We start from the raw sequence: 26,754 nt of genomic DNA, 5'->3' as shown, positions 1-26,754 counted from the left end.
GCCGCCGCGAGCCCCGGCGCCGCGACCGCCGCACCGGGCGCCCCCGGCGCGCTCCCCTCGGTCCCCGCCGGCGCCGCCCCGGCGCACTCCGGCACCCCGTACGACCCGGCCCACTACGCGGCCCAGGTCCGCACCCGGGCCGGGCAGTCCGGGATCGACCCCCAGCTGCTGATGGCGATCCTCTACAACGAGTCCTACAAGCCGCACGACCCCTCCTTCGAGCGGGCCTGGCAGTCGATGAAGCCGGACGCCGCCTTCGGCATCGCCAACATGCACAAGGCCGCCTTCGACGACACCAAGGCCGGCCGCGACTTCGCGAACCGCAGTTGGGACCAGCTGCCCGACGACCCTGACCTGGCGATCGAGGCGGCCGCCTGGTACCTGCACGACCTCGCCGGCCAGCTGCCCGCGCACCTCGCCGCCGGCCTCACCCAGGACGACCTGCTGGCGCTCGGCTACAACGCCGGCGCCGGCAACATGCTGGCCTTCGCCCGCGGCACCTCGATCGGCCCGCAGGCCCGCTCCTACCTCGACCAGCTGCACGCCAACTGGTCCCAGGCCGCCGCCGCGCTCAAGGAGTAGCCCGCGCCGGAGCTCCGGCTGACTCCGCCTCACCCGCCCGCGCCCCCGTTCGGCGCAGTCCGGCTGGTGGTCGCCGCCGACCCGTTCACAGACTCGGATGACCGGGGGTGACCGGAGATCGGGAGGCGTTCTCAGATGAAGCTCGTACTGCGCCGGGCGGCCGCCGCCACCACCGTGCTGGCCGTGGCCGTCGGCGCGGCCGCCTGCGGCAGCGCCAAGAAGTCCGGCGGCAGCGCCGGGGCCAGCAGCTCGACCACCGCGTTCCGGATCGGCCTGCTGCTGCCGGAGACCAAGACCACCCGGTACGAGCAGTTCGACAAGCCGCTGATCGAGGCCCAGATCAAGGCGTTGGCCCCGAATGCGACGGTCGACTACTACAACGCCAACCAGGACGCGACCACCCAGCAGACCCAGGTCGACACCGCGCTGACCAAGGGCGACCAGGTGCTGATCCTGGACGCGGTGGACTCCAAGGCGATCCAGTCCTCGGTGGAGAAGGCGCACAACGCCGGCGTCAAGGTGGTCGCCTACGACCGCCTCGCCCAGGGGCCGGTGGACGCCTACGTCTCCTTCGACAACAACCGGGTCGGCCAGTTGCAGGGCCAGGCCCTGGTGGCGGCGGTCGGCGACAAGGCGAGCAGCGGCCAGATCATCATGATCAACGGCTCGCCCACCGACCCCAACGCCGCCCAGTTCAAGGCCGGTGCGCACAGCGCGATCGACGGCAAGCTGAAGATCGGCAAGGAGTACGACACGGCGAACTGGGACCCGAACAACGCCAACCAGGAGGCCGCCGCCGCGATCACCGCGCTGGGCGCCTCGAACGTGGTCGGCGTCTACTCGGCCAACGACGGCATGGCCGCGGGCATCGCCACCGCGCTCAAGGCCGCCAACCTGAGCGTCCCGCTGACCGGACAGGACGCCCAGCTGGACGGGGTGCAGCGGATCCTGGCGGGCACCCAGACGATGTCGATCTACAAGCCGTACAAGCCGGAGGCGGACGCCGCCGGCACGATGGCCGTCACCCTGGCCGAGGGCAAGAAGCTGCCCTCCGACGTGGTCCCGACCACCGCGACCAACGGCAGCGGCACCAGCGTGCCGTCCGACCTGATCGCCCCGACCGTGCTGACCAAGGACAACATCAAGACCACCGTGGTCGCCGACGGGCTCTACACGGTCTCGCAGATCTGCACCCCCGACTACGCGGCCGACTGCAAGGCAGCCGGGCTCCAGTAACGGGCTGCGGCGGCGGAAGGGAGAGCGGTCGCGATGACGGCAGCTGACGGGTCGGCGGGCGGCAGGGCGGGAATGGGCAGCCCGGTCCTGGCGCTGCGCGGGGTCTCCAAGCGGTTCGGTGCGGTGCAGGCGCTCACCGAGATCGAGCTGGAGGTGTTCGCCGGCGAGGTGCTCGCCCTGGTCGGCGACAACGGCGCGGGCAAGTCGACCCTGGTGAAGGCGATCGCCGGGGTCAACCAGCCGGACGAGGGCACCATCGAGTGGCAGGGCCGCCCGGTCGCGGTGCACCGGCCGCAGGACGCCCAGCAGCTGGGCATCGCCACCGTCTACCAGGACCTGGCGCTCTGCGACAACCTCGACGTGGTCGGCAACCTCTTCCTCGGCCGCGAGCTGAGCCGCTTCGGCGTGCTGGACGAGGTGGCGATGGAGAAGCGCTCCCGCGCCCTGCTGGACACGTTGTCGATCCGGATCCCGAGCGTGCGGATCCCGATCGCCTCGCTCTCCGGCGGCCAGCGCCAGGTGGTGGCGATCGCCCGCTCGCTGATCGGCTCGCCCAAGGTGGTGATCCTGGACGAACCGACCGCGGCCCTCGGCGTCGAGCAGACCGCGCAGGTCCTCGACCTGGTGGAGCGGCTGCGCGAACAGGGCCTGGGCGTGATCCTGATCAGCCACAACATGGCCGACGTGATGGCCGTGGCGGACCGGGTCGCGGTGCTGCGGCTGGGCCGCAACAACGGGGTCTTCGAGCGGCGCTCGACCACCCAGGAACAGATCATCTCGGCCATCACCGGCGCCACGGACAACGCCGTGACCCGCCGTCAGGCCCGCGGGACGGAGGGCACCCGGTGAGCGACGACCAACGGCCCGCGGGCGGGCCCGCAGACGAAGGGCCCCCGTCCGAAAAGCAGCCGTCCGAGGGACAGCCGTCCGAGGGGCAGCCGTTCCTGGAGGGCCGGCACGAGGGCGCCCGGCACCCGCTGCCCGAGGACAGCATGCCGACCGGCGGCGTCAACGCCCCGGTGCCGGTGGCCGCCGAGGCGACCCCGGCGGTGGACCCGCGGCTGATCGTCCGCCAGGAGGGCCTCAAGGGCTACCTGGGCGAGTTCCGCCGCCGGGTCGGCAGCGGTGAACTGGGCTCGCTGCCGGTGGTGCTGGCGCTGATCGTGATCTGGGCCGTCTTCGGCAGCCTGAACAGCACCTTCCTCTCTGCGCAGAACCTCTCCAACCTCTCCCAGCAGATCGTCGGCACCGGCATGATCGCGATCGGCGTGGTCTTCGTGCTGCTGCTCGGCGAGATCGACCTGTCGGTCGGGTCGGTCAGCGGGCTGTGCGCCGCGATCTTCGCGGTGCTGGAGGTCACCCACGGGGTGAACCAGTGGGTGGCGCTGCTGGCGGCGCTCGGCTCCGGTGCGGTGGTGGGCTTCATCCACGGCTTCTTCTTCGCCCGGGTCGGGGTGCCGGCCTTCGTGGTCACGCTGGCCGGCAACCTCGGCTGGAACGGCCTGATGCTCCAGGTGCTCGGCTCCAACGGCACCGTCAACCTGTCGGGCAAGGACATCGTCTCGCGGCTCTACAGCACCATCTACGGCCAGCAGATCGCCGCCTACGGGCTGGCCACGGCGGGCGTGGTGCTCTTCCTCGGCGCCTCGCTGCTGGATGCCACCCGGCGCCGGGCGGCCGGCGTGCCGTCCCGCCCACCGGCCGAGATCCTGCTGCGCACCGCGGTGCTGGCGGTGATCGCCTACCTGGCCGCCTACACGCTGAACCAGTACAAGGGCCTGCCGCTGGCGCTGCTGATCTTCCTGGTCTTCATCGTGGTGCTGGACTTCGTGCTGCGCCGCACCGTCTACGGCCGCCAGGTCTTCGCGCTGGGCGGCAACATCGAGGGCGCCCGCCGGGCCGGCATCAGCGTGATCTGGACCCGGATCTCGGTCTTCACCATCTGCTCCACCATGGCGGCGGTCGGCGGTCTCTTCCTGGCCGCGCAGATCCAGTCGGCCAGCCAGACCTCCGGCGGCGGCAACCTGCTGATGAACGCGATCGCCGCTGCGGTGATCGGCGGCACCAGCCTGTTCGGCGGGCGGGGCAAGACCTGGTCGGCGCTGCTCGGCGCGCTGGTGATCGGCTCGATCCAGTCGGGCATGAACATCCAGGGCCTGAGCAACGCCATCCAGTTCATGATCACCGGCCTGGTGCTGCTCGCCGCCGTGGTGATCGACTCGCTGGCCCGCCGCACCCAGAAGGCGGCCGGCCGGGCCTGACCCGGCCCGCGCACGCAGCGGAGCCCCCGGCCGGACGGCGGTCGGGGGCTCCACCACAAGCGGGCGCTACTCGCCCGGGCCACGGCCGAGGGTGGTGAGCAGCGCCACGGCCGCGAAGGCGAGCATGGTCAGGGCGGCGGTGGCGGCGCCCGCGTCGCCGGGCACCAGGTGCATCGCCAGGGTGACCGCGGCGACGCCGACCGCGGTGCCCAGGCCGCGGGTCAGGTTCACCATGCCGCCGCCGGTGCCCGCCGAGCTGGTCGGGATGGCCCGCATCACCAGCGCGTTGTTGGCCGGCACGAAGACGCCGAGGGAGAGCCCGAGCAGGCCCAGCGGCAGCGGCAGCAGGGCGGCGGTCGGCGGCAGCGCGGCGAGCAGGGCCAGAGCGGCCAGGCAGCCCAGCACGCCGAACCGGCTGCGCAACCGGTCGCTCCAGCCGGCGGGCAGCAGCCGCTCGGCGGTGGTGGCGGCCAACGCGAAGCCGAGCGGCAGCGCGGTGAGCACCAGGCCGGTGGTGAGCGGGGCGCCGCCGCGCCGGGCCAGCTCGACCGGGACCAGCACCAGCGGGCCGAACAGCACCAGGTAGCCGCAGAGCCCGGCCAGCAGCCCGGGGCCGAGCCGCTGGGTGCGCAGCAGGGCGAGGTCGACCAGCGGGCGGGCGCAGCGGGCCTGGCGCCGCAGGAAGGCCCAGCCGGCGGCCACCGCGGCGGTGGCGAGCAGCAGCGCGGTCCAGGCCGGCGGGCCGAGGCCGGAGGCGACCGAGAGGGCGAGCAGACCGGCGGTGGTCGAGCCGCCGAGCAGCAGCACGCCGAGCCCGTCGATCCGGGATCCGGCGGCGCACTTGCGGGTGCGGGGCAGCAGGTAGTGGCCGGCCACCAGGGCGAACAGGCCGATCGGGACGTTCACCCCGAAGACCCAGCGCCAGCCCAGGGTGCTGACCAGGGCGCCGCCGACGGTCGGGCCGAGGGCGAGGCCGACCGCCTGGCCGGCCGCCTGGATGCCGAGCGCGGCGCGCATCTTCCCGGGCGGGGCGCTGGTGGTGACCAGGGCGACGCTGTTGGCCTGCATCATCGCGGCGCCGACGGCCTGCACCACCCGGAAGACCACCAGCGCGGCCAGTCCGGGGGCCAGGCCGCAGGCGGCGGAGGCGGCGGTGAAGACGGCGAAGCCGTAGAGGTACATCAGTTTCCGGCCGCGGACGTCGGATATTCGCCCGACCGGCACCAGGAAGGCGACCAGGGTGAGCAGGTAGGCCAGGGAGACCCACTCGACGCCGGCCGGCGTGCTGTGGAACTCGGTGCGCAGCGGCTGGTAGGTGAGGGTGACGATGCTGGCGTCCAGCTGCCCCATGAAGGCGCCGAAGCAGACCGTGCCGACGGCCAGCCGCCAGGCCCAGGGGTGTCGGCGGACGGCTTCGGGGCGGGCTCGTTCGGTGGTCAGCAGGGTGCGCAGCCGACCCCCGGTGGCGGTGGGCGGCGCCTGGGGTGGTGGCGCTGCCGGATGCTCGCGGACGGACATGGTGGGCCGTTCTCCCGCGTCTCTCGCTCTCGGATCTGTCGCCCCCAGATTACATCGGTAGCAGACATAATCGGTAGGGGAGGTGACCGATCCGGTACCGGAGGGCTCGGGCGAGCGGCGGAGGGGGTCTAGGTCGTCCGACCGATGGCAGTCGTCCGCGGCCTCACTACGCTCCCGACCATGATCGATTCCACGATGCCGATCCGGCTCGCCCGCCCCTCCCGTGACCTGGCCGCCGCCGAGCGCTTCTACGTCGACGGGCTCGGGCTCGAGGTGCTGTGGCGCAGCGCCAAGCGGGTCTCCGGCGAGCACGACCTGCTGATGGTCGGACCGGCCGGCGGCGCCTGGCACTTCGAGCTGACCCGGGACCCCGAGCACCCGCTGGAGCCCACCCCGACGGTCGACGACCTGTTCGTGGTCTACCTCGGCGCGCCGGTCGACCAGGAGCTGGTCGACCGGCTGGTGGCGGCCGGCGGCACCCGGGTGCCCGCGCACAACCCGTACTGGGACGAGTACGGGGTGACCGTCGCGGACCCCGACGGCTACCGCCTGGTGCTCTGCGTCCGGCGCTGGGGCGGGTGAGGGGTCAGGTCTGGTTCGACGCCGACGTGTCCTTCTCCAGCTCGCTGTCCACGCCCGGCTCGGTGATCCGCATCGTGCCGCTGTAGTTGAGGTGGAGGGTCACGGTCTGGGACACGCCGGCCTGGCAGGTGCTGTCGCTGGACTCCTCCTTCAGCACCAGGTCGTTGTCCGCGGCGTCCACCGAGACCAGGTTGTCCGTGAGGTTGCACTCCTTGGTGCCGGCCATGGCCACCGCGTGGCCGACGGTGTCGCCGTCGTAGCCCTGGTCGATCCTGATGCCGTACTTGAAGCTCTTCCCGTCGGCGGTGTCGACCATGGTGCCGAGCCAGGTGCCGAGGAAGGCGGTCGGGACGTCCCCGCCGACCGCGGGGTCGGTGGCGGGATCGGTCGGCGACGGGGTCGGGCTGGGCGTGGGGCTCGGTGTCGGCGACGGCGTCGGGCTCGGGGTGGGGGACGGCGTGGGGGACTGGGTGGTCGGCGCCGGTGCGGGCGGCGGGGCCGCCTTGGTGGAGCCGTCGCCCTTGGTGGCCCAGTAGGTGCCGCCGGCCGTGGCGGCCAGCAGCACCGCCACCCCGGCGGCGAGGAGCCAGCGCTTGGAGCGGCGCGGCGGGCCCGGGTAGGGGGCGGTGGCGTTGGGCGCGGGGTAGGGCGGGTAAGGGGTGCCGGCGCCGGCCGCGGGGAACGGCGGGTACGGGGTGGGCGGGCCGAACTGGCCTGCCGGGCTTGGTGCGGGGAACGGGGTGGGCGTCGACGTCGCCGCGGGGTACGGGGTGGGGTAGGGAGTCGGGGTCGACGCGGGTGCCGGAGCGGGGAACTGGGCCGGCGCCGGGACCGGGGTCTGCGGTGGCGTTGCGGGCGCCTCGGGTAAGGCCACCGGGACGACCGGCGCGACCGGAGCGGGCGGCGGGGTCGCCGGTGCCTCCACGGCCACCGGGACCGGAGCAGGCGCCGGAGCCGGCGCCGGAGCAGGCGCCGCCGGTGCCACCGGTGCGGGCGGCGGCGTTTGCGCGCTGGGCAGTGCCGCCGTCGCGTCCAGGGCCAGCAGCTCCACCGCCAGCCGCGCCACCGAGTCGGCCAGCAGCGCCGGCAGCCACCCCGCCTTGCCCAGTTGCACGGTGCCCGGCTCGCCGCCGGTCAGCTGCTGCTGGATCTCCCGTGGGGTCGGCCGGTCACCGGCCTCCTTCGCCAGGCAGGCCAGGATCAGCTCGCGCAGCCGGCTGTCCAGCAGCCCGCCCAGGTCCGGCGGCTCGTGCAGCACCCGGTAGAGCAACACGGCCGCGCTCACGCCCTCGCCGAACGGCGCGTTGCCGGTGGCCGCGAAGGCCAGCACGGCACCGAGCGAGAAGACGTCCCCGGCCGGGCCGGGCGGCACCCCCTGGGCCTGCTCGGGGGAGAGGAAGCCGGGCGAGCCGACCACGAAGCCGGAGCGGGTCACCGAGGTGGCCGCGTCCATGGCCCGGGCGATGCCGAAGTCGATCAGCCGCGGGCCGTCCAGGGCCAGCAGCACGTTGGACGGTTTGACGTCCCGGTGGATCAGGCCCAGCTGGTGCACCGCGTGGAGCGCGTCGGCCAGACCGGCGCCGAGCGCACGCACACTGGTCGCGGGCAGCGGGCCGAACTGCCGCACCGCCTGGCCGAGCGCGGGGCCGGCCACGTAGCCGGTGGCCACCCAGGGGCGGGCGCTCTCGGTGTCGGCGTCCAGCACCGGCGCGGTCCACCGGCCGCCGACCAGCCGCGCGGCCTGCACCTCCTGGCGGAACCGGGCGCGGAAGTCGGCATTGGCCGCGAACTGCTCGTGCACCACCTTGATGGCCACCGTCCGACCGCCGGCGGTCCGCCCCAGGAAGACCCGCCCCATGCCGCCCGCCCCGAGCCGCCGCAGTACCCGGTACTCACCCACTTGCCGGGGGTCCTCCGGCCACAGTTCTTCCATAACCCCGCCCTCCCCAAAGTCCGCCTGACCTCGCGTGCCAGGGAGACGGTACCCGCGATGAGCTGAAATGACGTCAGAATTGGTGAAGGTCAACAGAGCTGTAGCTCAGCTGCAGGCGGCCTGTGGCTGGACGGTGACGTCAGAGCGGCAGCAGCCGGGTGATCAGCTCGCCCAGCTGCCGGGCGTTGCGGCACGGGTGCATCGGCACCACGCCGGCGTAGGCCAGGGCCGCCGAGTCGCCGGTCGACCAACTGCCCGGCTGCTCCGGGTTGAGCCAGTGCACCCGGCGGGCCCGGCGGGCCAGCTCGCGCAGCGCGGGCAGGTTGGGATCGCGGTTGTTGTTGCGGGCGTCGCCCAGGATCAGCACCGAGCTGCGCGGGCCGACCGCGCTGCGGTACCGCTCGGTGAACTCGCCGAGCGCCGTGCCGTAGTCGCTGTACGGGTGGTAGCCGAGCACCGCGGCCTCGGCCGTGATCCGCCGGGCCAGCTCACCGGGGTCGCCGGCGCGGGCGTCGACCAGCCCGGTCACCTCGTCCACCTGGTTCACGAAGGCGAACACCCGCACCCGGCTGAACTCCTCGCGCAGCGCCTGCACCAGCAGCATGGTGAAGTCCGAGAACCCGGCCACCGAGCTGGACACGTCGCAGAGCAGCACCAGCTCCGGGCGCTGCGGGCGCCGGCGCCGGTAGGCCGGCCGCAGCGGCACCCCGCCGGTGCCCAGCGAGCGGCGCACCGTGCGGCGGACGTCGATCCGCCCGCGCGCGGCCCGGCGCCGCCGGGCGGCCAGGTGGGTGGCCAGCTTGCGGGAGAGCGGGCGCACCGCCCGCCGCAGCTCGGCCAGCTGCTCCCGGCCGGCGAACAGGAAGTCGATCTGGTCGACGCTGGGTGCGATCGCCCGGCGGGCGATCTCCTCGGTGCCGCGCAGCTCGGCGGTCCGCCGCCGGGCCTCACCGGCCACCAGGGCGCGGAAGGCCGCGATCCGGCGGCGGATCTCGTCCGGCTCCAGCCGCTCCACCGTGGCCTCCGGCGGCCGCTCGCCCCGGCCCTCGCGCAGCGCGTCCAGCACCCGGGCCAGCAGGGTCTGCGGGCGCAGCCGGTCCAGCGTCTGGTGCGCCGACCAGCCGCCGCCGCCCGGGGCCTGGCCCGGGCCCTGGCCGAACCGCCCGAGTGCCTGCACCGCCTGGCCGGCCAGCTGCGCCAGCGCCGCCTGGTCGTCGGCCGCCAGTGCCGCCGCCAGCTGCTCGCGCAGCTCGGCCACGGTGAGCTCGCCGCTCTCCCGCACCGCCTCCCGCTCGCCCACCCCGGCCGGGAAGTAGAGGTCGAAGGTGGCGTCGAAGACCGCCCGCTGCCCCTGCGCCCGCAGCAGCGCGGCCGCCAGGCCCTCGCGCAGCCGCTCCCGGTGCGCCAGGCCGAGCACCGCCAGCACCTCGCCCGCGTCCACCGTCTCGGCCGGGCCGACCCGCAGCGCGTTGGCCCGCAGCGCCTGGACGAAGGCGGTCAGCCGCTCGGGGACCCCGCTCACGCCAGGGACAGCTTCTCGGCGGCCCGGTGCAGGTCCTCCTGGTGCTTGAGGATCACGCCCAGGCTGGTCCGGACCACCTCGTCGTCCAGCGTCTCGGCGCCCAGCGCCAGCAGGGTGCGCGCCCAGTCGATGGTCTCCGCGACCGAGGGCGACTTGCGCAGCTCCATCGCCCGCAGCGCGCCGATCACCCGCACCACCGACTCGGCCAGGGCGGCGTCCAGCCCCGGCACCCGGGAGCGGACGATCCGCACCTCCAGCTCCGGGTCGGGGAAGTCGAGGTGCAGGAAGAGGCAGCGGCGGCGCAGCGCCTCGGACAGCTCCCGGGTGGCGTTCGAGGTGAGCACGGTGAACGGGCGCTGCTCGGCGGTGACGGTGCCCAGCTCCGGCACCGTCACCTGGAAGTCGCTCAGCACCTCCAGCAGCAGGCCCTCCACCTCGACGTCGGCCTTGTCGGTCTCGTCGATCAGCAGCACGGTCGGCTCGCTGCCGCGGATGGCGGTGAGCAGCGGGCGGGGGAGCAGGAACTCCTCGCTGAAGATGTCGGTGCGGGTCTGCTCCCAGCTCTCCTCGCGGCCCGCGGTGATCCGCAGCAGCTGCTTGGCGTGGTTCCACTCGTAGAGGGCGCGCGACTCGTCCACGCCCTCGTAGCACTGCAGCCGCACCAGCCGGGCGCCGGCCACCCGGGCCACCGCCTTGGCCAGTTCGGTCTTGCCGACCCCGGCCGGGCCCTCCACCAGCAGCGGCTTGCCCAGCCGGTCGGCCAGGAAGACCGTGGTCGCCACCGAGGTGGAGGCCAGGTAGCCGGCCTCGGCGAGTCGGGCGACCACCTCCTCGACCGAGTCGAAGAAACCGCTCTCGCGCGGATCAGCCGCTCTGCTCATGCCGTCAACTCCCGCCCCGGGTCCGTTGACAGCACCCTACTAGCTGGTAGTGAGCGGTGTCGCAGTCCGCCGCAGGTGCTCGTGCAGGCCGCCGTGGGCCGGGGCGGTCGGCGCGGGCAGCCACTCCTTGCGGACCTTGGCCACTGCCGTGTAGTTGGTGTCGCAGACGTTGGCCAGCGGCGACTCCACCGCCTGGGAGAGGAACTGGTAGGCGTCCATGGTGGCGAAGCCGTAGTCGCGCACCAGCCACTGCACCAGGTCGAGCTGGGCGATCCGGAAGGCGTCCTCCAGTGGGCGGGCGGAGCCGGTGGAGATCAGGTGGGTGTCCGACTCCAGCCGCGGCCAGGGCGTGGCCACACCCTTGAGCAGCTCCACCACGACCACGGTGTGCATCGCGCACTCCACCGCCACCCCGCAGGTCTCGCCCTCGCCCTGCCGGGCGTGGCCGTCGCCGAGGCTGAACAGGGCGCCCGGCACGTTCACCCCGAGGTAGCAGGTGACCCCGGCCCGCATCTCCGGGGTGTCCAGGTTGCCGCCGTGCGCGTCGGGCACCAGGGCGGAGCGCACCTCCAGGTTGGCCGGGGCCAGGCCGACGGTGCCGTGCATCGGGTCCATCGGCAGGTCCAGTGCGAAGCCGCCCTCGCGGGCGGTGAAGCGGCAGCTGCGCCGCTCGCGGTCCAGCTGCCAGATCCACACCGTCTCCGGCAGCGGCTCCTGCAGGGTCGCGGTGGTGTGGGTGGAGGTGAGCGCGCCGAACAGCGGCACGGTGGTGGAGGCGGCCCAGTCGCGGGCCGGCTCGATCGAGACGAAGTGCACCGCCAGGGTGTCGCCCGGCTCGGCGCCCTCGACGTGGAACGGGCCGGTCTGCGGGTTGAGGAAGGGGAACCGGCAGACCTCGGAGACCAGCGTCTTCTCCGAGGTGACCCGGCCGCCGAAGCAGTCCTCGGTGAACAGGTCCAGCACGGTGCCGGGCCGGACGGTGGCGAGCGGCCGGGCGCCGCCGAAGGTCCAGGCGTACTGCTCGGGGGTGGGGCGCACGGTCAGGACGCGGGGATCGGTCACAGCTGCTCCTACGCGGGTCGGCGCGGACGGGGCCGGGACGAACAGCCCAACCGGAGCAGGGTATCGACTAGCATACGATCCGTCCCCTCCCGTGACGCTCCGTCATCCACCGGTGTCCGGAGCCGCAGCCAGCGATCGGAGACCCGCCATGGCGCTGACCACCCCCGAGGCCGGCTGCCGGCCGCCCGAGTTGGATCCGGCGGCGGTCGAGCAGTGGCGCGCCACCGGTGCCCCGCTGGTCGAGCTGCTGGCCCGGGTGCGCGAGTTGGGCGGGGTGGCCGCCTTCCGGCTCGGTGCCGGCCCGGCGGCCCGGCCCACCGTGCTGGTCACCGACCCGCAGGCGGTGCAGCACGTGCTGGCACAGCACCCCGACCGCTACGTGAAGCGCTCGCACCGGGCCAAGCGACTGGTCGGCGACAGCGTGCTGGCGGTGGCCGGCGAGCCGTGGAAGCGCCAGCGCAAGCTGCTGCAGGCCCAGTTCACCGGCCCGGGGATGCGCCGCTACGAGCAGCGGATCACCGCCGCGGCCGAGCGCACCGCCGCCGGCTGGGCCGACCACGTCCGCACCGGCAGCACCACCGACCTGGGTGAGGACCTGCGCTTCTTCGCGCTGGACACGATCTGGCGCTCGCTCACCGGGCACCAGTTGGACGAGGCCACCTACCGGGAACTCGGCGCGGTGGACGCCCTGGTGGCCGCGCTGCCGACGCTGCCGCCGGCCCCCGAGCGCGGGGCGGGCGTCGCGGCGGACCCGGCGGGGTCACCGGTGCCGGTCGATCCGGCGGTCGCCGCGGTGCAGGCGGCGGTGGCGGCCGACCTGGCCCGGATCGACACCGTCACCCGGCGCGCCATCGAGGCGGCCCGCCGGGGCGAGGTGGGCCCCGACGGGCCCGGCCTGCTGCACGTGCTGCTGACGGGCGCGGCGGACCGCCCCGAGTACACCGAGCAGCTGATCCGGGACGAGACGGTCGGCCTGATGATGGCCGGCCACGAGACCACCGCCCGCACCCTCACCTGGCTCTACCTGCTGCTGGCGGCCCACCCCGAGTACCAGGAGTGGGCGCTGTCGGCGGGTCCCGCCGGCTCGGCCGAGCGCCGGGAGGCGATCCAGGCGCTGGTCAACGAGGCGCTGCGGCTCTACCCGTCCGCCTGGCTGATGCCGCGCTTCGCCGCCGTGGACGACACCGTCAACGGCTACCGGATCGACGCGGACACCGAGATCCTCACCTCCCCCTACCTGACCCACCGCGACCCCGTGCTCTGGCCCGACCCGGAGGTCTTCGACCCCACCCGGTTCACCGTCCCCGGCCGCCGCCCGATGCAGGCGGGCGCCTACTACCCGTTCGGCATCGGCGCCCGCGCCTGCCTCGGGCTGCAGTTCGCCCAGCGCGAGATGGCCGCGCTGCTGGAGCTGCTGCTGGAGCGGTTCACCCCGCGGCTGCTGGCCCCGGCCCCGCAGCCGGTCTTCGGCTTCATCGTCCGCCCGGACGGCGCGCTGCCCGCCACGATCGCCGCCCGCAGCTGACCGCCCGCAGCTGACCGCGCGGAGCCGGCCGCGCGCAGCCGACGTTCCCGGCCCGACGTTCCCGGCCCGGTGGAACCGGCGCGCGGGGTCGTGCGTCGGATCCGCAGGCGGCACCGGAAAGGCTCGGTGCCCGAGGTGTGGGGGAACGACAGTGATGCGCGCGAACAGGCAGCGGAGTAGGGCGGCAGCGGGGAGCGCGGCACTGGCCGCGCTGGTGCTGGCGGTGGCCGGCTGCGGGGGCACGGCGACGGCCGACACCGGGGAGCTGAAGGCGAGCGCACCGCCGGCCGCCCCCGGCGCGGCCGACCAGGGTGCGGCGGCCACTGCCACCGAGGCCTTCGGGCTGGACCTGCTACGACAGTTGACGGCCGGTCAGGCCGGCAGCAACACCGTGCTCTCGCCCTCCGGCCTGGCCACCGCGCTGGCGATGCTGCTACCCGGCGCGCGCGGTACCACGGCGAGCGAGCTGTCCGGCGTGCTGCACGCCACCCTGCCACCGGCGCAGTACGCGGCGGCACTCGGCGCGGTGGATCGGGCGGCCCAGTCGGGCGGGGGCGGATCGACCCTGAAGGAGTCGGACACCGCCTGGACCCGGACCGGCTACCAGGTACAGCAGGACTACCTGCGGCAACTGGCCCAGGACTTCGGCACCGGGCTGCGCACCGCGGACTTCCAGAAGGACCCGGAGGCGGCCCGCAAGGCGGTCAACGAGCTGGTCGCCCAGCAGACCGAGGGCCGGGTCAAGGACCTGCTGCCGCCGGGCTCGGTCACCGCGCGCACCGTGCTGGTGCTGACCGACGCGCTGTACTTCAAGGGGCACTGGGCGCAACCGTTCAAGCCGGACGCGACCACCGACGAGCCGTTCCACGAGGCCGACGGCAGTACCGTCCAGGCGCCCGCCATGGCGCAGACCGGTAACTTCCGCTACGCCGCGGGCGGTGCTGCCGGGCAGTCCTGGCAGGCGGTGGAACTTCCGTACCAGGGCGATGAGTTGGCCATGGACCTGGTGGTACCGCAGGCCGGTGCCTTCGACCGGGTGCGCGACTCGCTGGACGGGCCGGGGCTGGACAAGGTGCTCGGCGCGCTGGGCGGTGCCCAGGTGGCGCTGACCATGCCCAAGTTCGACTTCTCGGCGCAGGAGGACCTGACCCAGCCGCTGACCGCGCTCGGCGTGCACACCGCCTTCGCCCCGGGGGCCGACTTCTCCGGCATCTCGGCGCCGGGCCAGCAGCCGATGTGGGTGAGCGACGTGGTCCAGCAGGCCGACATCACGGTCGACGAGGAGGGCACCACCGCGGCCGCGGGCAGCGGCGTGGTCGGGGTGGCGGGCGCCGCGGCACCCGCGCCCGACCTGATCCACCTGGACGTCGACCGGCCGTTCCTCTTCGTGATCCGGGACGTGCACACCGGCCTGCCGCTCTTCCTGGGGCAGGTCACCAACCCGGTGAAGTGACCGGCTCCCTGGCCCCGGACCGGCCCGCGGCGCTGCGCCGCGGGCCGGTCGGCCGGTCCACCGTGGATCCGCGGCTCAGCGGCCCGGCTTGGCCAGCAGCAGCTCGGTGTTGTGGTCCAGCGGGGTGCCGAGCTTGGCGTTCGGCGTGGCGTACGGGTCGTTGAACGAGAGCTCGCGGTAGAGCGAGGCCAGGCCCGCGTCCGAGGTGTCGTCCAGCGCCGTGCCGTAGGGGGCGGCCGACTCGATCAGGGTGGTGAAGAGCGAGAGGGTGCCGTCGCCGTTGTCGGTCAGCTCGATGATCCGCGCGTGCTGCGGGAAGTCGATGTGCGAGGCGGTGTTGATCTCCCAGAAGGCCCGCTCGGGGACGGCGTGGCCGTGCGCGGTGATCTGGTTGGCGTGGGTGTGGCCGTTCACCCAGGCCACCACGTTCGGGTAGCGCTGGAGCAGGGCGACCAGCTCGGCGCCGTTGTGCCGGCGCTCGAAGAAGTGGCGCGGGTCGAGCAGCAGGTTGCCCATGGTGGTGCTGGTGTGGTGGCTGAACAGCACCACCAGGCGGCTGCTCGAGCCGCGGCGCACCAGGTGGCCGTTGGTGTCGTACCAGTGGTCGCTGTTGGCCTGCAGCTGCTGCTCCAGCCAGTTCAGCTGCGCGGTGCCGATCGAGCCGTCGGCGAAGCCCGCCGCGTTGGTGGTGTCCAGGCTGATGCCGAGCACGCCCTCGGCGATCTCGAAGGTGTAGTACAGGTTGCCGCTGTTCACCGCGTCCGAGGTGAAGCCGTGGCCGAACGGGCCGGCGCCGGTGTGCGCGGGGTTCAGGTGGGCCTGGGCGAACTGCTTGGTGGTGAAGGGGTGGCGGCCGGCGTCCGGGGTGATCTCGCGGACCGCGTCGGCGTCCTCCAGCAGTCGGCCGAGCAGCAGGATCGCGGCGGCCGGGTCGCTCTTGATCAGGCCGGCCAGCTTGGCCGCGTCCGCGTCGTCGCACCCCTCGATCTTGCGGCTGCCGGTGTAGACCGAGTTGAGCAGGCCGAGGTCCGGCAGGGTGCCCTCGATGCTGTCGTCGTGGTTGCCGATCGTGGTGTACCACGGCGTCTTCAGGCCGGGGGCGGTGAACGGGCTGCCGGCGGCGGTCAGGAAGCCGGGGATCTGCGGGAAGCCGTGCGCCTTGTAGCTGTCCGGGAAGGCGGTCTCCGGGTTCCAGTAGGCGGCGTTGCCGGAGTTCTGCACGCCCTCGTAGCGGCTGGTGTCGCCGCTGTTCGGGGTGATCCGGCCGCCGCTCATCACCGTGAGGTACCAGTCCAGTTCGAGCTGCTCGTGGTTGTCGGTGTTGTCGCCGGTGGCCATCACCAGGCTGAACGGCAGCCCGGTGTACGGGCCGGCGGCCACCGCGTTGACCCGCTCCACCAGGGCCGAGGCGCCGCGCACCGTGAGGGTCTCCTGCGGGCGGTGCGCCGCGTCGTTCCGGCGGGCCAGGTACTCGAAGCGCATCGGCGACTCGGTGTCGCACAGGTGCAGGTCGGTGAACTGGACGAAGCTCGCCAGACCGGTGCGGCGTCCGTCCCGCCCGCCCTGCGCGGCGGCCAGCTCGCCTCTGACCACCAGCGGCCAGCCCGGGCCGGACAGCAGCCGCCGGTAGCCGGTGCTGCCGACCGGGGTGGCCACCTGCTCCAGGGTGGTGCCGGCGGTGGTGACCGCACGGGCCGCCGTCGCGGCCAGTGCGCCGTCCCGGGCGGCGGCCGAGGCGAAGCCGCCGCCGGCGACCGAGAGCGCGGCGCCGGCGGCGGTGGCGTTGCCGAGGAACCGGCGCCGGCTGAACCCTGACGACGCTGACATGGGAGTCCCCCTCGTGGAGCTGTCGGTGTGGCACCGCCGGACGCGGTATTCGCGCAGGTCACAGGCGGTGTGCGCGGAACGGGGCGGCTGTCGCGGCAGCCGGCCGAGAGCGCACCCTACCGGCTGGTAGCCGCGCTGGGCAGTCCTCGGGAGGGAACGGCGGGCAAACAAACGGGCGCGTCGCGCTCGGGTACGACGAACGGATCGGCCTACCGTGAGGCGATATGACGATGCGTCGCCGGGGGCTCGCGGTGGCGGGGGTGCTCGGGGTGCTGCTGGCGCTCGGCACGGCGGTGCCGGGCCGGCCCGGGCCGGAGCTCGGCCGGGCCCCGCGGCAGGTCCCACCGGAACCCGCCGCCCCGGCCGCGACCGTCGCCGGGGAGCCGGACTGCACCCGGCTCCGCTGCGTCGCGTTGACCTTCGACGACGGGCCGAGCGACCGCACCCCGCAGCTGCTGGACGTGCTGGCCGCCGAGCGGGTCCGGGCCACCTTCTTCGTGGTCGGCCAGGAGGTCGCCGCCCGACCGGCCGTCGTGCGGCGGGAACTGGCGGAGGGTCACGTGGTGGGCGACCACACCTGGGACCACGCCCAGCTGACCCTGCTCGACCCGGAGCGGATGGCCCGGGAGATCGACCAGGGCGCGGACGCGGTGCAGCGGGCGACCGGCGTGCGCCCCACGCTGCTGCGCCCGCCCTACGGCGCCTTCAGCGCCGCGGTGCGCGGGCGCGGGCTGCCGCTGGTGTTGTGGGACGTCGACTCCTTCGACTGGCGGGACGACGACGCGGCCGCGACCGCCCGGCGCGGGATCGAACAGGCCCGGCCCGGCTCGGTGATCCTGATGCACGACATCGTGCCCAGCACCCCGCGGGCGGTGCGGCCGCTGATCGAGGGGCTGCGCGCGCGGGGCTTCACCCTGGTGACCGTGGCGCAGCTGTTCGGCCACCCGCTGGCGGCCGGCCAGGACTACCCGCGGGCGCCCGCCGGGCCGCCGGCCACCCCGCACCCCGGCGCGGTGACCTGGCGCTACCGGCCCGCCGCGGGCCCGGACCCGGACCAGGACCAGGTGGTCGCCGCCCCCGAGCCGGGCCGCTGCCATCCGACCGGCCGGCCCGGCTTCGCGCTGCGCGACGAGACCGACCGGGACGTGGAGATGTACCGGGACGGCGACTGCACGGTGAAGGCCGCCCGGCTGCACCCCGGGGACGAGCTCTACGGGGAGGTCGGCGGCTTCCGGGTGCTGGCGGGCTGAGCCTGCTGCTGCGCCGGCACGGGCTCCGCCCCCGGGGCGACGACCCGGGGGCGGAGCGGGGTGGGTGAAGTGGGGTGGGTGGAGCGGGGAGCGGGGTGGGTGGCCGGCCGGGTTCAGTCGGCCGGGCCGGTGGCCAGGGTGACCGTGGCGCTGTGCTGGGCGCCGTTCGCGTCCAGCCACTGGACGGTGACGTGGTTGCCCGGGGTCTGGCTGGTCATCAGCCGGGTCAGCGAGTCGGGGCCGGCCAGGGTGTGCCCGTCCACCGAGGTGATCTCGTCGCCCTGGGTGATGCCGGCCTGCGCCGCGGGCGAGCCCGCGATCACCCCGGCGACCAGCACGCCGCCGCCGCTGCCGGCGCCGCCGGCCGCGCCGCCGCTGCCGTCACCGGTGCCGTCACCACCGCCGTTGCCGGCGCCGCTGCTCGAGTCAGTGGCGACCTCCAGGCCCAGGAAGGCGGTCGGGCCGATGTGCACCTCGGTGCTCGCCTTGCCCGCCGCGATCTGCTGCGCGATCGGCAGCGCGGTGCCGATCGGGATCGCGAAGCCCTGCGCGGGGCCCTGCTGGCCGCCGCCCTGGGTGTCCGAGCCGGCGGTGTCGATGCCGATCACCGCGCCGGAGGAGTCGAGCAGCGCGCCGCCGGAGTCACCGGGCTGCACGTTGGCGTCGACCTGGATCATGCCGGTGAGCTGTTCGGCCGAGCCGGTCGACTCGTCGCTCGCGGTGATCGACTGGTTCAACGCGGTCACGTTGCCCGCCGCGGCGGTCGGCATGCCGGTGCCGCCGGCGTTGCCGATCGCCGTCACCCCGTCGCCCACCGCGACCTTGCCGGAGTCGCCCAGCTTGGCGGTGGTCAGCCCGGAGGCGTTCTTCAGCTGGAGCACGGCCAGGTCGCCGGTGCGGTCGTAGCCGACCACGGTGGCGGTGTAGGTGCGGCCGTTGCCCACGTCGGTCGCGGTGATCGCGGTGGCGCCGTCGATCACGTGGTTGTTGGTGAGGATCTCGCCGTTCGCGTTGAGCACCACGCCGGTGCCGGCGGCGCGGGCGCCCTGGTACCCGACGGTGGTGTTGATGATCACCAGTCCGGCCTCGGCCTTGCCGACCGCGTTGGCCGGGGTCCCGGAGGCCGGCGGCACGTAGGAGGTCGGGGCCGGCACGCTCGCGGCGGTGGTCCGGGACTGGAAGAACGCCTGGTCGATGCCGATCCCGGTGCCCACCGCGACGGCCAGCGCGGCCACCAGGGCGAGCGCGGTGCGGCCCGGGCGCCGTCGGGGCGGCGGTGGCGGCGGGTAGCCCCAGCCGTGCACCGGGCCCGGCGGGTAGGGCGGCGGGGGCGGCGGCGCGGCGAACACCGGGGGCGGCCCGGGGATCGCGGTGCCCGGCTGCGGCGGCGGACCCCAGCCACCGGGCGGGGTGCCGTGCCGGCCGCCCGCCGGCGTGCTCCCGGATCCCTCCGGTGCCCCTGCTTGCTGATGCTCGCTCATGACGACCCCACCTGTGACATCCATGCCGATGACCCCTGACCGGCTCGCGAGCGAGCGGGCCGAGCGGGTCTTGCCTCATCCATCATGCGAGGCGGCCGGTACGAACTCCGTAAGCGGTAAATGAGCTACATCTTTAAGAATGCCACCGCGGCAGCACGGCTGCCGCGGTGGCCTGGGCCGGCCGGGGTCCGACCCCCGAATCATCCGGCCGCCGTGCTCAGTCCTCGGCCCAGCCGTGGCCCTTCGCGAACTCCAGCAGGCCGGCGCGCAGCCGCAGGATCTGCTCGCCGGTCAGCGAGGGCGCCGAGGCCAGCAGCACCTCGGTGACGTCGGTGGTGAACTCGGCGAGCGACAGCACGTCGCACTCCGGGTCCTCGCCGTCCACCGTCGGCCGGCGCAGCGCGCCCGACGGCAGCCGCTGCGCCAGCGGCGGGGGCGTCTCGGCCCCGTTGGCCAGCCGCACCGCGGAGGCCTTCGGCCCTCGGTCGCCCTCCTCGATCTCGAACTCGACCGCCAGACCCGAGCGCACGTAGGACTCGGGGATCAGCATGTCGTTCACGTGCAGGAACACGTCCTCGCCACCGTGGTCGGGGGCGATGAACCCGTAGCCCCGCGAACTGTCGAACCGCACCACACGACCAGCTGCCACAACAACCCCCAACAGAGCCGGGCCCCTTGCCCGGTGAACCTGCCAGGATGGTAGCCAACCCGGTGGGATCTTGGGAATGCCCCACCAGGGCCCGGCCGGGGTGTTCGAGGGGCGCTCGATCACGCTCCCGAGCACCCTCCTGGGCACCCTCCCGGGCACCTCGCGATCACCAGGGGTCGGACCGCGGCAGGCCCCCGGCCGCGGCGGCGTCGCGGGCGGCGAGGGCGGCGTGCAGGGTGGGCAGATCGGTGCCCCGGGTGGCGTCCAGGGTGGTGAGGGCGGCCAGCCGGCGCAGGCGGTAGTCGACCGTGTTGGGGTGGATCCGCAGCCGCTCGGCGGTGCGGCGGCGGTCCAGCCCGCAGGACAGGAAAGCGCGCAGGGTGTCCAGCAGTTCGGGCCGCTCGTCCAGCGGGGCGAGCAGGGCGGCGAGCCGGTCGCGGGCGGGGCCGGGACGGGAGAGCTGGTAGGCGAGCAGCACGTCCTCCAGCCGGTAGACGCCCGGCCCGCGGCCGCCGGACCGGGCTACCGCCCGCACCTCGCCGGCGAGGCGCGCGGCGGCCGGCACCTGGTCCGGGGCGGCCGGCACCGCGGCCACGGTCAGCTCGGCCCCGCAGATCCGGCCGAGTTGGGCGACCGCGGTGGTCAGCCGCGCCCAGTGCGCCGGCTGCCAGTCGGCCGCCGCCACCGTGCTCGGCACCAGGGCGAGGCCGCGGTCGACGGCCAGCAGCACCAGCGCCGCGCTGCGGGTGTGCCGCTCCAACTCGGCGCGCAGCCGCCGCAGCTTGCGCCGGGCGGCGACCTCGGGCTGCACGCCGGGCGCCAGCTCGTCCGGGTGCGGCCCGATACCGATGCTCAACACCAGGTAGCAGAGCGGCAGTTCGATGCCCGCCCGGTCGGCGGCCGGCTGCACCCCGGTGCCCTCCAGCAGGGCGGTGAGCAGCTCCTGCCGGGAGCGCTGCTGCTCGCCGAAGGCGGCCCGCTGCTCCTCGACGTAGCCGACCGCGACCGCCGAGGTCACCAGGCGCAGGTAGTCGAGCAGCAGCTGCTGGGCCGCGCCGAGGGCCGCCAGGTCGCCCGGCTCGGCGGTGGGCAGCAGCTGCCCCAGGCACTCCTGCCCGCCCAGGAAGTAGGCGCCCACCACGGCCTCCAGCGGCACGCCCTCCTCCGCCCGCCGGGCCGCCGACTCGCGCACCGCCGCCAGCTGCTCCGGATCCGGCGGCCGGCCGGTGCGCAGCACCTCCACGAACCCGCGGATCGCCCGTTCGGTGACCCGGGTGATGTCGCCGCGCAGCTGCTCGGCCGGCAGCGCGGCGTACACCGCCGAGCCGGCCACCAGCCGGGCCACCACGGAGGCGGCCAACTCCGGTACCCGGGTGGCGAGTCGCCGGTGCAGGGGGACGCCGCCGAAGCTGATCGGCGGCGGCCCGGCGGCCGCCGCGTTGTGATCCGTCACAAAGCACCTCGCCGAAGTCTGGACCGTCGCCCGGGCCCGGGCAGGGCGGACGGCCCGCATGATGAAGCGCTGCGCAATGTACCCGTTGGTAACCCCCGTCGAAACGGGTTCGCCGCGCTGCCCCCGTGCCACCCCCCACCCCCACCTCCCGGAGGACGCCCGATGCCCAGCCGCTCCCCGGCAGTCGCCGTCGCCGTCGCCGTCGCCGCCGTCACCGTCGCCGCCCTGGCCGTCGCCGGACCGCTCGCCGCCCCCGCGGCCGCCAACGCCGCCGTGCCCGCCGCGCCCGCCGTCACCGCCCAGGTCGTGCCCGGCGCGCTGCCCCCCGACCAGGACCCGTTCTACGCCGCGCCGGCGGACCTGGCCGGCTACCAACCCGGTCAGCTGGTCGCCGCCCGCCCGCTGCCGAACCCCAGCCTGGACTGGATCCCGCTCCCGGTCGACGCCTGGCAGCTCTCCTATCGCACCGACGACGCGCACGGCCGCCCGGAACTCGCCGTGACCACCCTGGTGGTGCCCAAGTCCGCCTGGACCGGCGGCGGTTCCCGCCCGGTGGTGTCCCTGGAGTCGCCCGAGGACAGCCTGGGCACCCAGTGCGCCCCCTCGTACCAGATCGCCACCGGCCGCGACAACGAGGACGCCGCGCTCGGCGCGACCCTGATCGCCTCGAACTGGGCGCTGGTGCTGCCCGACCACGAGGGGCCCAAGTCCGAGTTCCTGGACGGCCCGGAGGAGGGCCACGCGGTGCTGGACGGCATCCGGGCGGTCAAGTCCTTCGGGGCCGACGGGATCGGCGCCGGCAACCGGTACGCCCTGTCCGGCTACTCCGGCGGGGCCAACGCGGCCGCCTGGGCCGCCGAGTTGCAGCCCTCCTACGCCCCCGACGTACCGCTGGCCGGTGCCGCGATCGGCGGCACCCCCGCCGACCCGGTCGCGGTCGGCCGCCACCTCGACGGCACCGCCGCCGCCGGCCTGGAATTCGCCGCCGCCTACGGGATCGCCACCGAGTGGCCCACCGAGTCGGGCATCGACGGCCTGCTCACCCCCGCCGGGCGCGCCGACTTCGACTCGCTCGGCGGCCAGTGCCTGACCACGCTGGCGCTGACCCACCCGTTCCGCACCCTGGGCAGCGACACCTCGGCGGCCGACCCGCTGGGCGTGCCCTCGGTGGCCGCCGTGCTGCGCACCGACACCCTGGGCGCCCAGGCCCCGGCCACCCCGGTCTACGACTACCACGCCGACACCGACGAGATCGTGCCGGTCGGCCAGGACGACACCCTGGTGGACACCTGGTGCGGCGAGGGCGGTCAGGTGGTGAAGGTGCGCGACCTGCTCGGCGAACACGGCGAGGAGGCGGCCGTGCGCGAGGTCGCGGTGCAGCACTTCCTGGCCGACCGGTTCGCCGGCGAGCCGGTGGACGGCAGCTGCTGACGACCGGTCAGGTATCGGTCACCGCGGTCAGCGGGGCGGCCAGCTGCTCCAGCGGCAGCCGCTCCGCCTTGACCCCGATCGCGGCCTCGACCAGCCCGGCGGCCACCATCAGGCCCGCACCGATGCAGAACGCGAGCGTGGTGTCGCCGGGCCGGCCGCTGCTCACCAGGCCGTTGAAGAGCAGCGGCCCGGTGATCCCGCCCAGCGCGGTGCCCACCGCGTAGAAGAACGCGATGCACAGCGCCCGGATCTCCAACGGGAAGATCTCGCTGACCGTCAGGTACGCCGCACTGGCCCCCGCCGAGGCGAAGAAGAGCACCCCGACCCAGCAGGCGGTCATCGTGGTCGCGTCCAGCGCGCCGTGCCGGAAGAGCGCGGCGGTGCCGAACAGCAGTACCCCGGAGAGCAGGTAGGTCCCGGCGATCATCGGCCGGCGCCCGACGCTGTCGAAGAGGTGGCCGAGCAGCAGCGGCCCGAGCAGGTTGCCGACCGCGATCACCGCGAAGTAGTAGCCGGTGCGCCCGTCCGGCACCTGGAAGAAGGTGGTCAGGATCGCCGCGTAGCCGAAGGTCACCGAGTTGTAGAGGAAGGACTGGCCGACGAAGAGCGCCAGGCCCAGCACGGTCCGCTTCGGGTACTGCCGGAAGACCGTGCGGGCCACCGTGCCGAAGGCGATCGGGCCGCGGGGCCGGATGGTGAGCTCGCCCTCGGCGGGCGGCAGCGGGCGGCCGGTCCGCGCGGTGACACTCCGTTCGATCTCGTCGACCAGCCGTTCGGCCTCCGCCGCCCGGCCGTGGGTGAAGAGCCAGCGCGGGCTCTCCGGCACGTGCCGGCGCACCAGCAGGATCACCAGCCCCAGCACCACCCCGATCGCGAACGCCAGCCGCCAGCCGAGGTCGGTGGCGAACCACGCGGTGTTCAGCAGCGCGATCGAGGCCAGCGAGCCGACCGCCGCGCCGGCCCAGAACGTGCCGTTGATCACCAGGTCGACCCGGCCGCGCAACCGGGCCGGGATCAGCTCGTCGATCGCCGAGTTGATCGCCGCGTACTCGCCGCCGACCCCGAACCCGGTGGCGAACCGGCAGAGGAAGAAGAACCAGGCCGTCCAGGAGAGGGCCGAGACGGCGGTGGCGCCCAGGTAGACCGCGAGCGTGACCATGAAGAGCCTCTTCCGCCCGAACAGGTCGGTCAGCCGCCCGAAGACCAGCGCCCCGCAGCAGGCGCCGGCGACGTACAGGGCGGCGGCCCAGGTGGTGACCTGCGCGGTGGTGATCGCGATCCCGCTGCCGTGCTCGGCCAGCCGCCCGGCCATGTTGCCGACGATCGTCACCTCCAGGCCGTCCAGCACCCAGACCGTGCCGAGGCCGATCACCACCCGCCAGTGCCAGCGCGACCACGGCAGCCGGTCCAGCCGGGCCGGCACCCGGGTCCGCACCGCGGCCGCCGCCCGGGCCGGATCGTGCAGCTCCTCGGCTTCGCTCACGGCGCCCTCCCTGGCACTCGCGGGTACACCCTCGGTCGTACGCGTACCGTTGAGCTGAGGGGTACCCAGGCGGCCCCTCGGCCAGCCGCGCCGCCCGTCGGGTTCACCCGGCCGCGGCACCGTCGGCGGCCCGTCCCGCACCGAGGGGAGCAGCCGTCATGACCACCCGGACCGACCCCGGACACCGGCTCGAACACCGCTGGCCCGCCGTGCTCGTCGTGCTGCTCGCGGTCGCGGTGCTGGTGCTGCTGATCGCCCTGCTGGCCACCTTCCCGATCTCGTCCTCCTGAGCGCCGCCGTGCCCACCGTGGACCCCCGGGCCGCCCGCCGCGGACCGCTGGACCTGCTCCCGCCGGAGCTGCGCCGGCTGCTGCGCCCGGCGCCGCCGGAGCCGGGACCGCCGATGCTCGCCAAGCCCGCCGAGCCGGAGGCGATCGGCACCCTCGGCGCGGGCTGGCTCTTCGAACGCAAACTGGACGGCATCCGGCTGCTCGCCGACCGCGGCGGCGAGCGGGTGCGGCTCAGCTCCCGCACCGGCCGCCCGCAGCAGGGCGTCTACCCCGAGATCGCCGCGGCGCTGGCCGCCCAGCCCGCGTCCGACTTCGCCGTCGACGGCGAGGTGGTCGCGCTGCACGAGGGCCGCACCGACTTCGGCCGGCTCCAACAGCGGATGCAGCTCACCGACCCCCGGGCGGTGCGGGCCAGCCCCGTCGAGGTGAGCTACTTCGTCTTCGACCTGCTGCGCCTCGACGGCCAGGACACCACCCGGCTGCCGCTGACCGCCCGCAAGACGCTGCTCAAGGCGGCCCTCGACTGGACCGGACCGCTGCACTGGACCGCCCACCGCACGGGTGGCGGTGCCAAGTTGCTGGCGCAGGCGGCGGCCGCCGGCTGGGAGGGCGTGATCGCCAAGCGGGCCGACTCCGCCTACCTGCACAGCCGCTCCACCGCCTGGCTCAAGTTCAAGTGCGGCGGCGTCCAGGAGTTCGTGATCGGCGGCTACACCGAGCCGGCCGGCAGCCGGATCGGGTTCGGCGCGCTGCTGCTCGGCTACTACGAGCAGGGACTGCTGCACTACGCCGGGAAGGTCGGCACCGGCTTCGACACCGCGACGCTGCGGGTGCTGCGGCCCTACCTCGACCGGCTGGAGCAGCCGCACCCCGCCTTCTACGACCGGGTCGCGGAGCCGGGCGCGCACTGGGTCCGCCCGGTGCTGGTCGCCCAGGTCGGGTTCACCGAGTGGACCAGGGCCGGGCTGCTGCGCCAGCCCAGGTTCCTCGGCATCCGCGACGACAAGCCGGCGGCGCAGGTGGGGCGGGCGGGGTGAGGCCGGGGGTGTGCCGGGCGGGGTGCGCCAGGCGGGGTGAGGCCGGGCGGGGTGGGCCGGGCTCACCCCGGGCCACGGGTCAGCGGCGCTCGCGCAGGGCGGCGGCCGCCCGCTCGGCCTGCTTCTTCTCCTGCTCGACCTGCTTCTCCTTGACCCGCACCGCCTCCTTGCGGACGTCCTCCTGGGTCATCCGCTCGCGCCGCAGCCAGTCCGGGCAGTTGCTCTTCAGGTCCTCGATCTCGGCGGTGGTGAGCGCCTCGGTCACCCCGCCGCGGGCCAGGCCGGAGACGGAGACGCCGAGCTTGGCAGCGACCACCGGGCGCGGGTGCGGGCCGTTGCGCCGCAGCTCGACCAGCCAGGTCGGGGGCTCGGCCTGCAGCGAGTTGAGCTCCTCGCGGGAGACGACGCCCTCCTGGAACTCGGCGGGCGTGGCGGGGAGGTACACGCCGAGCTTCTTCGCCGCGGTGGCGGGCTTCATGGTCTGGGTCGTCTTCGGCTTGAGCGATGTCATGGTCACCAGGGTAAGCGAGTTTGGGCCCACTCCGATCACGGACGGTAGCCTGGCCCCGTGACAGTGAACCAGGTGACCGAGCCCTTCCGCCTCGCGTACGTGCCGGGCGTCACTCCCGGCAAGTGGATCAGGGTCTGGGAGGAGCGCCTGCCGCAGGTGCCGCTCACCCTGGTCCCGGTCGCCGCGCCGGAGGGCGAACAGGTGCTCAAGGACGGCGCGGCCGACGCCGGGCTGATCCGGCTGCCGGTCGACCGCACGGTGCTCAGCGCGATCCCGCTCTACACCGAGACCACGGTCGTCGTGCTCCCCAAGGACCACCTGCTCACCGCCGCCGACGAGGTGCTGGTCGAGGACCTGGCGGACGAGGTGATCTGGCACCCGCTGGACGAGACCATCGCGTGGCCGACCCGCCCGGGCAAGCCCGCCTACGAGCGGCTCGCCACCACGGCGGAGGCCGTCGAGGTGGTGGCCTCCGGCGTCGGCCTGCTGGTCGTCCCGCAGTCCCTGGCCCGGCTGCACCACCGCCGCGACCTCACCTACCGCCCGGTGCCGGACGCGGCGCAGTCCCAGGTCGCGCTCTGCTGGCCGGAGGCGCGGACCACGGACCTGGTCGAGGAGTTCATCGGCATCGTCCGCGGCCGCACGGTCAACAGCTCGCGCGGCCGCGGCCAGGCGGCGGAGCCGGCCAAGGCGGGCGGGCAGGGCAAGGCGGGCGGGCAGGGCAAGGCGGGCGGGCCGGCCAAGGCTGGCGGGCAGCAGCGGGCGGGCGCGGGGTCGGGCGCGGGCC

General features: G+C 74.6%; 23 protein-coding genes. 12 read left to right on the top strand and 11 right to left on the bottom strand.

Annotated features, from left to right (window positions below; all coding sequences use genetic code 11):
• The 4 genes from ACQRUO_RS28960 to ACQRUO_RS28945 all read left to right on the top strand — a co-directional run.
• Window positions 1-582 (top strand): transglycosylase SLT domain-containing protein (locus tag ACQRUO_RS28960; RefSeq protein WP_428319051.1); only part of this gene is annotated, 582 nt, incomplete at its 5' end.
• Between the two features lie 135 nt (window positions 583-717).
• Entirely contained in the window at window positions 718-1,818 is a 1,101-nt protein-coding gene (locus ACQRUO_RS28955; protein WP_428319050.1) for a sugar ABC transporter substrate-binding protein, read from the top strand.
• Between the two features lie 33 nt (window positions 1,819-1,851).
• A complete protein-coding gene (locus ACQRUO_RS28950) occupies window positions 1,852-2,667 on the top strand; it encodes an ATP-binding cassette domain-containing protein (protein ID WP_428319049.1) in 816 nt (271 codons plus the stop codon).
• A gap of 143 nt (window positions 2,668-2,810) precedes the next feature.
• Window positions 2,811-4,079, top strand: coding sequence for a sugar ABC transporter permease (locus ACQRUO_RS28945; RefSeq protein WP_428319053.1), 1,269 nt, complete (start codon window positions 2,811-2,813; stop codon window positions 4,077-4,079).
• 66 nt (window positions 4,080-4,145) lie between these two features.
• Here the strand turns inward: ACQRUO_RS28945 and ACQRUO_RS28940 are convergent, their stop codons facing one another.
• Complete coding sequence (locus tag ACQRUO_RS28940) at window positions 4,146-5,597, bottom strand: MFS transporter (protein ID WP_428319048.1); 1,452 nt, start codon at window positions 5,595-5,597, stop codon at window positions 4,146-4,148.
• Window positions 5,598-5,777: 180 nt separating this feature from the next.
• Between ACQRUO_RS28940 and ACQRUO_RS28935 the strand changes: the two genes are divergently transcribed.
• The gene (locus ACQRUO_RS28935) at window positions 5,778-6,179 is read left to right on the top strand and encodes a VOC family protein (RefSeq protein ID WP_428319047.1); all 402 of its coding nucleotides are present in this window, start codon (window positions 5,778-5,780) and stop codon (window positions 6,177-6,179) included.
• 4 nt (window positions 6,180-6,183) lie between these two features.
• Here ACQRUO_RS28935 and ACQRUO_RS28930 read toward each other — a convergent pair whose 3' ends face one another.
• The 4 genes from ACQRUO_RS28930 to ACQRUO_RS28915 form a co-directional block, all read right to left on the bottom strand.
• Window positions 6,184-8,079 (bottom strand): serine/threonine-protein kinase, encoded by a 1,896-nt coding sequence (locus tag ACQRUO_RS28930; protein ID WP_428319046.1) that lies wholly within the window; start codon window positions 8,077-8,079, stop codon window positions 6,184-6,186.
• A 172-nt stretch (window positions 8,080-8,251) separates the two neighbouring features.
• The gene (locus ACQRUO_RS28925; protein WP_428319045.1) at window positions 8,252-9,634 is read right to left on the bottom strand and encodes a VWA domain-containing protein; all 1,383 of its coding nucleotides are present in this window, start codon (window positions 9,632-9,634) and stop codon (window positions 8,252-8,254) included.
• Window positions 9,631-10,515, bottom strand: coding sequence for an AAA family ATPase (locus tag ACQRUO_RS28920; protein WP_428319044.1), 885 nt, complete (start codon window positions 10,513-10,515; stop codon window positions 9,631-9,633). The genes ACQRUO_RS28925 and ACQRUO_RS28920 overlap by 4 nt, the downstream gene beginning before the upstream one ends.
• A 39-nt stretch (window positions 10,516-10,554) precedes the next feature.
• Window positions 10,555-11,577: an acetamidase/formamidase family protein gene (locus ACQRUO_RS28915; protein ID WP_428319043.1), complete on the bottom strand. Its 1,023-nt coding sequence runs from the start codon at window positions 11,575-11,577 to the stop codon at window positions 10,555-10,557.
• A 148-nt stretch (window positions 11,578-11,725) separates the two neighbouring features.
• Between ACQRUO_RS28915 and ACQRUO_RS28910 the strand changes: the two genes are divergently transcribed.
• Together ACQRUO_RS28910 and ACQRUO_RS28905 are read left to right on the top strand one after the other, a co-directional pair.
• The gene (locus tag ACQRUO_RS28910; protein ID WP_428319042.1) at window positions 11,726-13,102 is read left to right on the top strand and encodes a cytochrome P450; all 1,377 of its coding nucleotides are present in this window, start codon (window positions 11,726-11,728) and stop codon (window positions 13,100-13,102) included.
• A gap of 154 nt (window positions 13,103-13,256) precedes the next feature.
• Window positions 13,257-14,555, top strand: a complete 1,299-nt coding sequence (locus tag ACQRUO_RS28905; protein ID WP_428319041.1) for a serpin family protein — start codon at window positions 13,257-13,259, stop codon at window positions 14,553-14,555.
• Between the two features lie 75 nt (window positions 14,556-14,630).
• Here ACQRUO_RS28905 and ACQRUO_RS28900 read toward each other — a convergent pair whose 3' ends face one another.
• Window positions 14,631-16,382, bottom strand: coding sequence for a TIGR03767 family metallophosphoesterase (locus tag ACQRUO_RS28900; RefSeq protein WP_428319040.1), 1,752 nt, complete (start codon window positions 16,380-16,382; stop codon window positions 14,631-14,633).
• A 224-nt stretch (window positions 16,383-16,606) separates the two neighbouring features.
• Here ACQRUO_RS28900 and ACQRUO_RS28895 point away from each other — a divergent pair, with 224 nt between their 5' ends.
• Window positions 16,607-17,632, top strand: coding sequence for a polysaccharide deacetylase family protein (locus ACQRUO_RS28895; protein WP_428319039.1), 1,026 nt, complete (start codon window positions 16,607-16,609; stop codon window positions 17,630-17,632).
• 113 nt (window positions 17,633-17,745) lie between these two features.
• On the opposite strand, the gene ACQRUO_RS28890 is transcribed toward ACQRUO_RS28895, so the two are convergent.
• From ACQRUO_RS28890 to ACQRUO_RS28880, 3 genes are all read right to left on the bottom strand, one after another.
• Complete coding sequence (locus ACQRUO_RS28890; protein ID WP_428319038.1) at window positions 17,746-19,113, bottom strand: S1C family serine protease; 1,368 nt, start codon at window positions 19,111-19,113, stop codon at window positions 17,746-17,748.
• 217 nt (window positions 19,114-19,330) lie between these two features.
• Window positions 19,331-19,762: a cold-shock protein gene (locus ACQRUO_RS28885; RefSeq protein WP_428319037.1), complete on the bottom strand. Its 432-nt coding sequence runs from the start codon at window positions 19,760-19,762 to the stop codon at window positions 19,331-19,333.
• A gap of 166 nt (window positions 19,763-19,928) precedes the next feature.
• Entirely contained in the window at window positions 19,929-21,215 is a 1,287-nt protein-coding gene (locus ACQRUO_RS28880; RefSeq protein WP_428319036.1) for a PucR family transcriptional regulator, read from the bottom strand.
• Between the two features lie 162 nt (window positions 21,216-21,377).
• Between ACQRUO_RS28880 and ACQRUO_RS28875 the strand changes: the two genes are divergently transcribed.
• Window positions 21,378-22,646, top strand: a complete 1,269-nt coding sequence (locus tag ACQRUO_RS28875) for a lipase family protein (protein WP_428319035.1) — start codon at window positions 21,378-21,380, stop codon at window positions 22,644-22,646.
• Between the two features lie 7 nt (window positions 22,647-22,653).
• On the opposite strand, the gene ACQRUO_RS28870 is transcribed toward ACQRUO_RS28875, so the two are convergent.
• A complete protein-coding gene (locus tag ACQRUO_RS28870) occupies window positions 22,654-24,129 on the bottom strand; it encodes an MFS transporter (protein WP_428319034.1) in 1,476 nt (491 codons plus the stop codon).
• A 158-nt stretch (window positions 24,130-24,287) separates the two neighbouring features.
• Between ACQRUO_RS28870 and ACQRUO_RS28865 the strand changes: the two genes are divergently transcribed.
• Window positions 24,288-24,419 carry a hypothetical protein gene (locus ACQRUO_RS28865; protein WP_428319033.1) on the top strand — a complete coding sequence of 44 codons (132 nt, stop codon included), beginning with the start codon at window positions 24,288-24,290 and terminating at the stop codon, window positions 24,417-24,419.
• A 17-nt stretch (window positions 24,420-24,436) separates the two neighbouring features.
• Window positions 24,437-25,456 carry a non-homologous end-joining DNA ligase gene (gene ligD / locus ACQRUO_RS28860; RefSeq protein WP_428319052.1) on the top strand — a complete coding sequence of 340 codons (1,020 nt, stop codon included), beginning with the start codon at window positions 24,437-24,439 and terminating at the stop codon, window positions 25,454-25,456.
• Window positions 25,457-25,535: 79 nt separating this feature from the next.
• Here ligD and ACQRUO_RS28855 read toward each other — a convergent pair whose 3' ends face one another.
• The gene (locus ACQRUO_RS28855) at window positions 25,536-25,967 is read right to left on the bottom strand and encodes a DUF5997 family protein (RefSeq protein ID WP_428319032.1); all 432 of its coding nucleotides are present in this window, start codon (window positions 25,965-25,967) and stop codon (window positions 25,536-25,538) included.
• A 57-nt stretch (window positions 25,968-26,024) separates the two neighbouring features.
• Here ACQRUO_RS28855 and ACQRUO_RS28850 point away from each other — a divergent pair.
• Window positions 26,025-26,754 (top strand): LysR family substrate-binding domain-containing protein (locus ACQRUO_RS28850; RefSeq protein WP_428319031.1); only part of this gene is annotated, 730 nt, incomplete at its 3' end.

Origin of the sequence: Kitasatospora sp. LaBMicrA B282 (assembly GCF_050325825.1) — a bacterium.
GTDB lineage: Bacteria > Actinomycetota > Actinomycetes > Streptomycetales > Streptomycetaceae > Kitasatospora.
This window is presented reverse-complemented; position numbering and strand designations above follow the sequence as displayed.